Here is an 8,581-nt window from a genome sequence, read left to right as displayed (position 1 = left end):
GCAGATGTCGCAATCCACACCAGGCCAGAAGGCCCTCACCCATTTCAAGATCACTCAGCCGAGACCTGCGTCACCAACCTCCGTGGACAGAACATCTAGCCGCACACACCATCCCGCCGGCGCACTCATCCGGCTCGACCCGTGACCGACAAGACGTCCCCTGAATCCTCGCCAAGCGACGGTCTGGCAGCGGTAGTCGAGACATGCAGGCCACTACGGCCGCGTTGGGCGTCGATGGCCCTGACGAGGTTGGGGACGCTCTCGTTGATCGTCAGGCGGGCGTTGGGGCCACCGAGCTCGGCCTTGACCCAGCCAGGCGCCATCAGAAGCAGCGTGCGGGGGGCGTTGCGAGGACGGGCTGCATAGCTGCGCATCAGGTGGTTGAGGGCGGATTTGCCGGCTCGGTAGATCTCGAAGCCGCCGCGTTCGTTGGTGGCGATGCTTCCCTGACCTGAGGACATGACCGCAAGGGTGCCGTCCGCGTTGATGAGATCGCCGAGCGTTTCGATGACGCGCATCGGGCTCAGCGCGTTGGTGATCATCAGGCGGGTGCACTCTTCCATCGTGACGTCCCCGGTGGCTCCGGGCGGTTGGTGACGCCCGCATTCACGAAGAGCAGATCGAACCTGCGGGCGCCCAGCCGCTCGCGGAGGGCCTGGACCTGCTCAGGAGCGTTGATGTGGACGTGCTCGATCGCCAGCCACCCGTCGGCGGTGTCGCGCAGCTCGTGCAAGCCAGCGCGGCGAGAACCACGGACGGTCGCCACCACGCGAGATCCCCGGTCGATGTATTCCGCGGCGCTCGCATAGCCCAGGCCGCGGGAGGCACCGATGAGACCGATGAGAAGGACAGTTGCGTTCCCCGAGGGCGAGCGCATGACCGCTCCTGGGGTTGCGTTGTTGTCTGATCGCCTGACTCAGAGGGGGACTCTCCAAGGCCAAAGAGCGACTCGGCGTTGGCGCAGGCGATCTTCTTCTGATCCCCGCGGTCAGGGAGCGTCTGTAGGAAGTCGGCGATGGCTGCGGCGTCGAGACGGTGGAAGGGATAGCCCCCGGAGAGCAGGATCCGGTCGACTCTCGTGAAGTCCAGCGCGAGGCGGAGCAGACGCGAGGTCAGCATGCCGCTGGTCGCTATGTGAACGTTGGTCTGAAAGTACTCAGCGACGCGACGGTCAAGGTGGGGCGCGACGTGGAAAAGGCTGTCGACCCGGTCGAGCGCGAACAGCAGCATCTCGCCCCAGTGTCCCAAGACGATTTGCAGATTCGGGTGCCGATCGAAGGTTCCGCGCAGGATGAGACGAAGCGCCGCGAGTCCCGCCTCGATATGCCACCGCCGGCCGAAGGTGGCCAGCGCCAGGTCGATCGTGTGGTCGAAGCCGCGATAGGTCGCCTCGCGAACCGGGTTCGGAGGAATCTGGCGGTGGATGAACACCGGCCGCCCCAAGTCGGCGGCGGCCGCGAGCAGCTCGTCGTAGACCGGGTCATCCAGCGAGCGCTCGCCGCTGCGCCCGTAGGACATGATCCCGATATGAGCGGACGCGTTCGCTCGCCGACATCTCCGAGCCGCAGATCGAAACAGTCCTTCGACCATGGCCCACCACAGCCCTCGGCGACTGCGCCACCCTGCCCCCTCCCCCGAGCCAAGAAGACACGCACAGCCGCATCACCCCTAGCTAGGCAGTGATGCCGTGTGGGCGGTGAGCGAGCCGTTGCTGCCGCCTGGCGGCCGGCCGGCGTGCGGCCGATGACGCGGCCACCGCCAGGCGCCCGAAGAGATCGTGTTCACCGGGGTGCCGAGGAGAGACCTGCGGCCGCCGGCTCGACGAGCGGTGTCGCGCTCTCGACGCCTGCGAACACCAGCACGCTTGTTTGCTCTCTCTCCTGCCCCCGCCGCCCACCACTGATGCCCCCGCACACCCCAGCCGTAAGGGGAACCCACCCGGCCGGGAGGCAGTCGTGCCGTGTGACGACCGGCTGCGGAGCCGCCGGGATCGCGTCGCCCCCTGGCCATGTCCTCGGGCCTTCCGGACCGCGAGGCTCGGGCGGTCACCGATTCCACGGCTTACCGGTCTCTCCGGAGCCATGCGCACCGCGGCGATGTGCTCCGTCCTGGCCTGGTCGCTCAGCCTCGCCCTCGCCCCCGCCCTCGCCCTCGCCCTCGCCCTCGATCAAGAGGAAAGGTCTCAGACGCCCCACGCACGTGCCCGCCACCCCGCCACCACCCGACCTCGCCCACCGAGATCTCCATCCCCGCACGGCGAGCTCAGCCCCCGGCTACCCCACTGATCACAGCCCGGCGGAAGCGGCGTGAGCGCAGGAAAGCGGAAGCAGCACCGAACCACCTGGGCCGTTCGCGCGTCCATATACGTGGACGCCGCAGCCTGCCCAGGTCGGGTTACGGTGGCGAGGCGAATCGAACGTGTACAGGGCTGGTGGAGGACGCGCAGTGTCGGATGAGGGGCGGCTCATTGCTGGGCGCTACCGGCTCACGGAGCACGTCGGCCGCGGCGGCATGGGCACGGTGTGGCGCGCCGAGGACGAGGTTCTCGGCCGCCAGGTCGCGCTCAAGCGACTGCACACGCAGCCGCACCTGCCCGATGACGAGCTCGCCACGCTGTACGAGCGCACGCGCCGTGAGGCGCGCAGCGCCGCCCGCATCACGCATCCGAACGTGATCGTCGTCCACGACGTCGTGGACGACGACGGCCTGCCCTGCATCGTCATGGAGTACGTCCCGTCGCCCACGCTCAGCGAGCTCCTCAAGGGCGGCCGGACCATTGGGCCCGAGGAGGCGGCCCGCATAGGCCTGGGCATGGTCGCCGCCCTGCGGGCCGCGCACGCCGCCGGCGTGCTGCACCGCGACGTCAAACCCGGCAACGTCCTCCTCGGCGTGGGCGAGCGGGTGGTGCTCACCGACTTCGGCATCGCGATGACGGCGGGGGCGTCGACGCTGACCAAGACCGGCGAGATGGTCGGGTCGATCGACTACATGGCAGCGGAGCGCGTCCGCGGGCTGAAGCCCGGGACTGCTTCCGACCTGTGGGCGCTGGGCGCGACCCTGTACCAGGCAGTAGAGGGGCGGCCGCCGTTCCGACGTGACACCGCGGTGGAGACCGCGTACGCCATCGCCGTCGACCCGCCGGAGCCGATGAAGCGGGCCGGCCCGCTGGAACCGCTCATCGAGGCCCTCCTGTCCAAGGAACCCGACGATCGCCCGTCGGCGGATCAGACGGAGCAAGCCCTGCGGGACGCACGGTCGGGCGGATCGACGGTGGTGCCGCCGCCCGCCACCGGTGCGAGCTCACCCGAGGACCGGAAACCCGTCGGTAGGAACGACGTACCCCCGGATCCTGACCCGGGAGTACGTCGGGTCTCCAGCGACGTGCACGTACCCCCGGCACCACCAGCCCCCACGCGGGCCACCACCGGCCGAGGGCGGCGCCGGTCCCGCAAGCGCCTCGTCCTGGCGTCGACCGCCGTCACCGTGACCGCGGCCGCCACGGCGGGGGCGCTCTATGCGACATCGCACCGCGGCGCGGACGGACCCGATGTCCAGAAGAGCCACCACGCCACCTCCCCCTCGTCGGCGGCCTCGCCCGTGCCCCAGGGCTTTCACCCGGTCAAGGAGGGGAAACTCGGCGTCTCCTTCCCCGTTCCGGACGGCTGGAAGGTCCGCGTGCGGACAGCCGAACAGGTCACCTACATCGACCCGTCCGAACTGGTCGAAATCACGATCAGGACAGTGGCTCCCGCGGGCACCAACCCCGTGTCCCACTTCGCGGACAAGGAGACGAATACGAAGGCGAACTACTCCGTATACCGCAGGCTGCGCATGCAGCAGACCACCTTCCGGGGTCAACCGGCGGCGGTGTGGGAGTACACCTTCCACGGACGGGAACGCGGCTTCCGCGCCGTCGAACTCGGCTTCGGCCGCGAAGGCGGCCGGGAATACGACGTCTCCGTCTCGGCACCGGAAGCGAAATGGGACTCCTACCGTCCCGTCTTCGACAAGGTCAGGGACGGCTTCCTCCCGACCAGTTCCTGAGACAGCCGTTCCAGATGGCTCCGGCCACCGCCCACTCATCGATTTTTCTTCGACCGCCCGCCATGAATGCCCTTGGCAACGATGTGCCGGCCCCGCCATGATCTCCGCGCGGACGGCTTGCGCCCGATCTGGCCAGCAGCGGCCAGATCGAGATGTCCCGCGCAGATCGCCCAACGGCGCAGTCCAGGGCGGGCAGCCCAGGCGGCAACGACGGCGCGGTTGAGCGGGAGGAACATCATCGCCTCGGCCATGTGCCGTGCTCACCAGCACGAGGTACGACAAGCTCGCGGTCCGCTATGAGACGACGGTCCTCGTCGCGGCCCTCGTCGCGGCCCTCGTCGCGGCCCTCGTCGCGGCCCTCGTCGCGGTCCTCGTCGCGGCCCTCAACCAGTCCCTCTTTGCAGTGCGAGACAGGCCTTAAACCAGCCACTTCCCCTCACGCATCAGGGTCCGTCCGTTCATCTCGGGCACCGTTCCCCACGCCTGCAAAAGCTCTGGGACAACCTGAAAGAAGACGTAAGAGCGATGGTCCTCCCGAGGATCCCAGCCGTCCTTGGCCGCAAAGGCATCGCCCACCTCAGCGGGAAGCTCCTCGCGGGTCAGCATGCGCGCGGTGCCGTGGACCAAGACCACGTCCCGGGTATGGCCGAAGCAAAGGCGGGCCTGCCCCGTGGCAGACAGATTGCGCCCAGTCGGGTTGGTGACGCGGGTGGACAGCCACACAGCCTCGCCGTCCCACCAGAAGGCAAGCGGAACGAGGCACGGCTCGCCGGTGGTGTCGGCCGTGGCGACCCATACATCGTTGTCCCGCGTGAGCCGTTTCAGCGCCTCGCGCTTGCGCTGCTCGGGGCTGCGGGGTCCGCTGAGACGAGAGTCAACTGACGTCATGGAGCGAGGTTATGGCTTGAGGCGCTACACCACATCCGTCAGCGGAACTAGGGCGAAGGACCGAGAGTCGGTCTCGTGCCGGCAGTCGGATTCTGCAACTGACTCGCCGGAGCAGCTGGTTTGAGGCCATGGTTTCGAAGCACGCCCTGGAGTGGCCCCCTATTTGCGGGCGTGCGCCGGGCGTTGTGCACGGATTCCTCCAACGCCAGCAGGTCCACCGGTGGCGGGGGCTCGAGCGGTGGCGCTGCCTTCCCGCTGGTAGCGAGGTTTCCGCGACGAGGTTCAGCGCCTGGGCGTAGTCGCCATACAGCTCGCTGAGCGGACGTCATACGGTCAGCCGGACTGGTCTCCGGCGCAGGAAGACTGACTCATGACGTTCCCGCCCCGGTCTGCCTTCTCCGGCTCAGGGCCTTTGGCGAGCACCCGGCGCCAGGGCCGTTCGTACGGTCCACCGCACGTCCGGCACACGGCCGTATAGAGCCCGGCGGCCGGGCCCATCTCCTCGGCCGGCTCCGCCGGGTATTCAGCGCGCGAGATCTTCGCCACCAGCTGCGGCTGGGGGCAGGTGCATTCCTCCGGCTTACGGCGACGGTGGGCCTTGGCCCCATACGGCACCAAGGCCGGGACAGGCGGGTCAGTCATGAAGTCCGTCTGCCACCCGTCGATCGGGACTCTCCTGCGACGCCGGGTGTTGCGCTCGAACCGCTCCTTGCGAGCCTTGGTCGAGAAGAGCAGGAGCAGTCCGGCAAGCAGCCGGAATGCGTCGCGGCTGAGCTGTCCGGGCTCCGGGTCGAGGACGGCGGTGGGGACCCCCTCATCGGTTCTGATCAGCGGCACGCCGCCCGCCCAGTGGGCTTCGGACGAGCTCAAGCCCGCAGTCACGGGGATGTTGTACGCATCGCTCGCCAGGAAGGCCACCGCCCCCTGCACGTCCGCACGCTCCATGAGCTCGTCGTGCAGCTTCGATCCGGCGCGGCGGTGCGGCTGCCGCGCCCTCTCCTCCACGATCGTGGCTTTGGCGATGGCCCGCGCACGGGACTCCGCGTTGCGGGCACGCTTTTGGGCGAGCTCCTTCTCCCACTTCTCGCGGCAGGCGGCCTGCCGCTCCTGCTGGAGGCGCTGCCGCGTCTCCGCTTCGGCCAGGTGAGCGTCCTCGGCGGTGACGTACTGCGGCGCCGTCCACACCTGCGGCAGTTGCCGCAGCGGGTACCGGAGCGTCGTACGCGGGGCGTGCGGGAGGACCTTGCCGGCGAAGACCCAGCGCAGGAAGTCGGTGAGGCTCGCCTGCGGCGGTATCTGCCAGCCCGACCCGGTGAACCGCACCAGGCCCTCGACGACCGTGAGGCCGCGGTCGGCATCAGCGGCCAGCCGTATGGAGGGGACCGTGCCGAGCCAGGGCGGGCGGGGCCGGTCGCTGAACCAGCACGAGGTGACGCCGTGCTCGCGCATCCGGACGGTGCGGGTGGTGATGTCCGCAACCGTGATCGGGGAGAGCTGGGCCTCCAGCGCCATCGTCCATCCGCCGCCCGGGGCGGTGGCCAGCACGTCGGCCCGCCAGGAACCGTCAGGTGCCCGGACCTCCATTTCCGCATGGGCGCCGGCGTCCCGGGCCGCGCTGGCGAGCTCCAGCTTGAGGAGGTGGTGGGCCTCGGACTCGCCCTGCCGGGCGATCTCGCAGTCGGGCGCATGCGGGGCATGAGCGAAGAACCGTAAGCCACTGCGGGAGGTCTTCGCGTGCATCGGATGACGGCATTCGGCGCAGGCGATTGGCGCGGGCGGCCTCACCTTCCACACCGCTTCCCACGACTGCTCGCAGCCGAGGTCAGGCAGGTGCGCGAAGACGGTCCCCCACTTCGCGTGCACAGCTCGAAACGCCATCGGTCCCCCTCTGAACGACAATCACGTCAGATTGTTCCACCGACCACTGACAGTCCACCCGGACTGAATCGGTCGGATTCCCGACCCCGAGGCCGGTCCACTTGCCGCTTCTTGGCGCTTTGCGGAACAGGGCCGCGAGCTACGTGCTCATGCCAGTGTGCGCTGGCCAACGCGCGAGCGTGAAACGCACCGCGACTCACCCACGGGGTCCTAGAAAAGGCGCGAACTACCCCCAGACATTTCGATGTTGAGGCCGGGCTCGCCGGTCAGGGTTCGATTCCCGGTCCGCATTCGGCCGAAGGGCACTGGCTCTCCCGACAAGGACTTCCTCGCAATCAGCCCCGCAGTTCCGTAGTTCTGCCAGGGCCGGTCGGAGCCCTCAACGGATGTTGTGGCGTCCCTGACTTCCGCACGGCCCACGGCCACCCGCAGCGTCAGTGCAGCCGCGCATCCCGCCACCAGGCCGCAGGTCAGGGCGGCCAGGACACCGTCACCGATGCCGGCGGACAGGCGCAGCAGGTCCCAGCCCAGGCCCGAACTCGTCCCGTCCACCACCACCCTCAGCAGCTGGCTCGCCAGCAGTCCGAGGACGGTCGCGCAGACTGCGCCGACCGCCGTCGCAGGGACAGTGGCTCGGGTGAGCAGTCCGGGCAGCCGTCGCAGTGCCCACCACACCACGGCGAGCAGCAGCACGTCGACGGCGCGATACAGGAGCCAGCCACCGAGCGGCGCGCCCCCCGGGCCCGCCCAGCCGCCGAGCAGCAGCCACTGGCGCAGGAGGTCGCCCGGTTCGGCGAGCAGCCCGATGTTCGGGGAGACCGTCTGGAGGGCGGCGGCGACCGGCTGGTACGAGAGGACCACCAGGGACAGTGCGATCACCGCGGTCCCGGCGGTGGCGGCCAGGCGGGCGGCGCGCACCGGGACTACGTCCTGCGGCAGCGGACCGGCCCCCTTGGCAGTGACTCGCGTGATGAACACTGTCACCGCCGCCGCGACCAGCGCGGTCACCACCAACACCTGCCGCCCGGAAGAGATCACGCTCGCCAGCTGGGGCAGGAAGCGGAAACTGCCGCGCCCTCCCGAGGCGATCAGCCACGGCGCGGAGACGGTCACCGCCAGGGTTCCGGCCACCAGACCCCAGGCCCATACTGCGAGCAGCGCGGCCGGCATCCGGCCGTGCACCGGCGGCAACCTGCGGACCAGGAGCAGCGCCCCAGGTACGAAGAAGGCGAAGACCGCGCCGAATCGGATCTGTAGCGCGGTGGTGTGCAACGCGAGGTAACTGGTGCCGGCCGTCCCCGCTGCGTCCCCGATCCCGCCGGACACCTCTTGGCCGGACTGAAGCGAGGCGGGAGGGTCGTACGACCAGGGGGTGAGCCAGCGTGCCGGCTCGGCGGCGGACTGGTCGTCGAGCATGGCGGTGGCGCCCGGCAGGCGCAGTGCTGCGCGCTTGCACCCGCCCACCACAGCGACGGAGACGACGGATTCAGCTGGATCCTGGAGACGGCCGGGCAGTTGGCGATGTTTTCGCGTGGCCCCGAGCAGGCCGAGCGGCCGTCTCTGGTTCGCCGTCGGCGGGACGGAGCGCGGTCCGCTGAAGTAGGCGTCGGGGCGGGCCGGGGACGGCCCGCGACGTGCCGACAGCGCACTTGCGGTGACACTCAGAGATGCAGGTGACGCCCGGAACTACGCGAAGCGCGTGGTCACCGGAGCCCGCCCGCGTTGGGGGAAAAGGGTCGGTAGTGGTTGCTCACGTCTGCGTACTGGTCGG

Annotated in this window: 7 protein-coding genes and 2 pseudogenes; 2 read left to right on the top strand and 7 right to left on the bottom strand. The window is 69.5% G+C overall.

Going from position 1 to position 8,581, the window contains the following annotated elements:
- Positions 1-125: 125 nt before the first annotated feature.
- The 3 genes and pseudogenes from IF67_RS45555 to IF67_RS0136885 form a co-directional block, all read right to left on the bottom strand.
- Positions 126-542, bottom strand: coding sequence for a hypothetical protein (locus IF67_RS45555; RefSeq protein WP_234341601.1), 417 nt, complete (start codon positions 540-542; stop codon positions 126-128).
- On the bottom strand, positions 542-877 hold the full coding sequence (locus tag IF67_RS45550) for an SDR family NAD(P)-dependent oxidoreductase (RefSeq protein ID WP_234341605.1): 336 nt from the start codon (positions 875-877) through the stop codon (positions 542-544). Before IF67_RS45550 ends, IF67_RS45555 begins: the two co-directional genes overlap by 1 nt.
- Positions 878-945: 68 nt before the next feature.
- A pseudogene (locus IF67_RS0136885) lies at positions 946-1,602 on the bottom strand (amidohydrolase family protein); the annotation flags it as partial.
- Between the two features lie 843 nt (positions 1,603-2,445).
- On the opposite strand from IF67_RS0136885, the gene IF67_RS0136880 reads away from it, so the two are divergent.
- Complete coding sequence (locus tag IF67_RS0136880; protein ID WP_030993196.1) at positions 2,446-4,044, top strand: serine/threonine-protein kinase; 1,599 nt, start codon at positions 2,446-2,448, stop codon at positions 4,042-4,044.
- 35 nt (positions 4,045-4,079) lie between these two features.
- On the opposite strand, the gene IF67_RS44055 is transcribed toward IF67_RS0136880, so the two are convergent.
- Entirely contained in the window at positions 4,080-4,295 is a 216-nt protein-coding gene (locus IF67_RS44055; protein ID WP_158713218.1) for a hypothetical protein, read from the bottom strand.
- A gap of 5 nt (positions 4,296-4,300) precedes the next feature.
- Between IF67_RS44055 and IF67_RS44050 the strand changes: the two genes are divergently transcribed.
- On the top strand, positions 4,301-4,465 hold the full coding sequence (locus tag IF67_RS44050; protein WP_158713217.1) for a hypothetical protein: 165 nt from the start codon (positions 4,301-4,303) through the stop codon (positions 4,463-4,465).
- On the opposite strand, the gene IF67_RS0136870 is transcribed toward IF67_RS44050, so the two are convergent.
- The 3 genes and pseudogenes from IF67_RS0136870 to IF67_RS39910 form a co-directional block, all read right to left on the bottom strand.
- On the bottom strand, positions 4,462-4,932 hold the full coding sequence (locus IF67_RS0136870; protein WP_030993194.1) for a pyridoxamine 5'-phosphate oxidase family protein: 471 nt from the start codon (positions 4,930-4,932) through the stop codon (positions 4,462-4,464). The two genes, IF67_RS44050 and IF67_RS0136870, sit on opposite strands and share 4 nt — an antisense overlap.
- A 333-nt stretch (positions 4,933-5,265) precedes the next feature.
- The gene (locus tag IF67_RS40640) at positions 5,266-6,810 is read right to left on the bottom strand and encodes a competence protein CoiA family protein (RefSeq protein ID WP_107050365.1); all 1,545 of its coding nucleotides are present in this window, start codon (positions 6,808-6,810) and stop codon (positions 5,266-5,268) included.
- Between the two features lie 399 nt (positions 6,811-7,209).
- A pseudogene (locus IF67_RS39910) lies at positions 7,210-8,333 on the bottom strand (hypothetical protein); the annotation flags it as partial.
- Between the last annotated feature and the right edge of the window lie 248 nt (positions 8,334-8,581).

Origin of the sequence: Streptomyces sp. NRRL S-1813, assembly GCF_000719605.1 — a bacterium.
Classification (GTDB): domain Bacteria; phylum Actinomycetota; class Actinomycetes; order Streptomycetales; family Streptomycetaceae; genus Streptomyces; species Streptomyces decoyicus.
The sequence above is the reverse complement of the archived record's forward strand: the minus strand, read 5'-3'. Positions and strand labels throughout refer to the sequence as shown.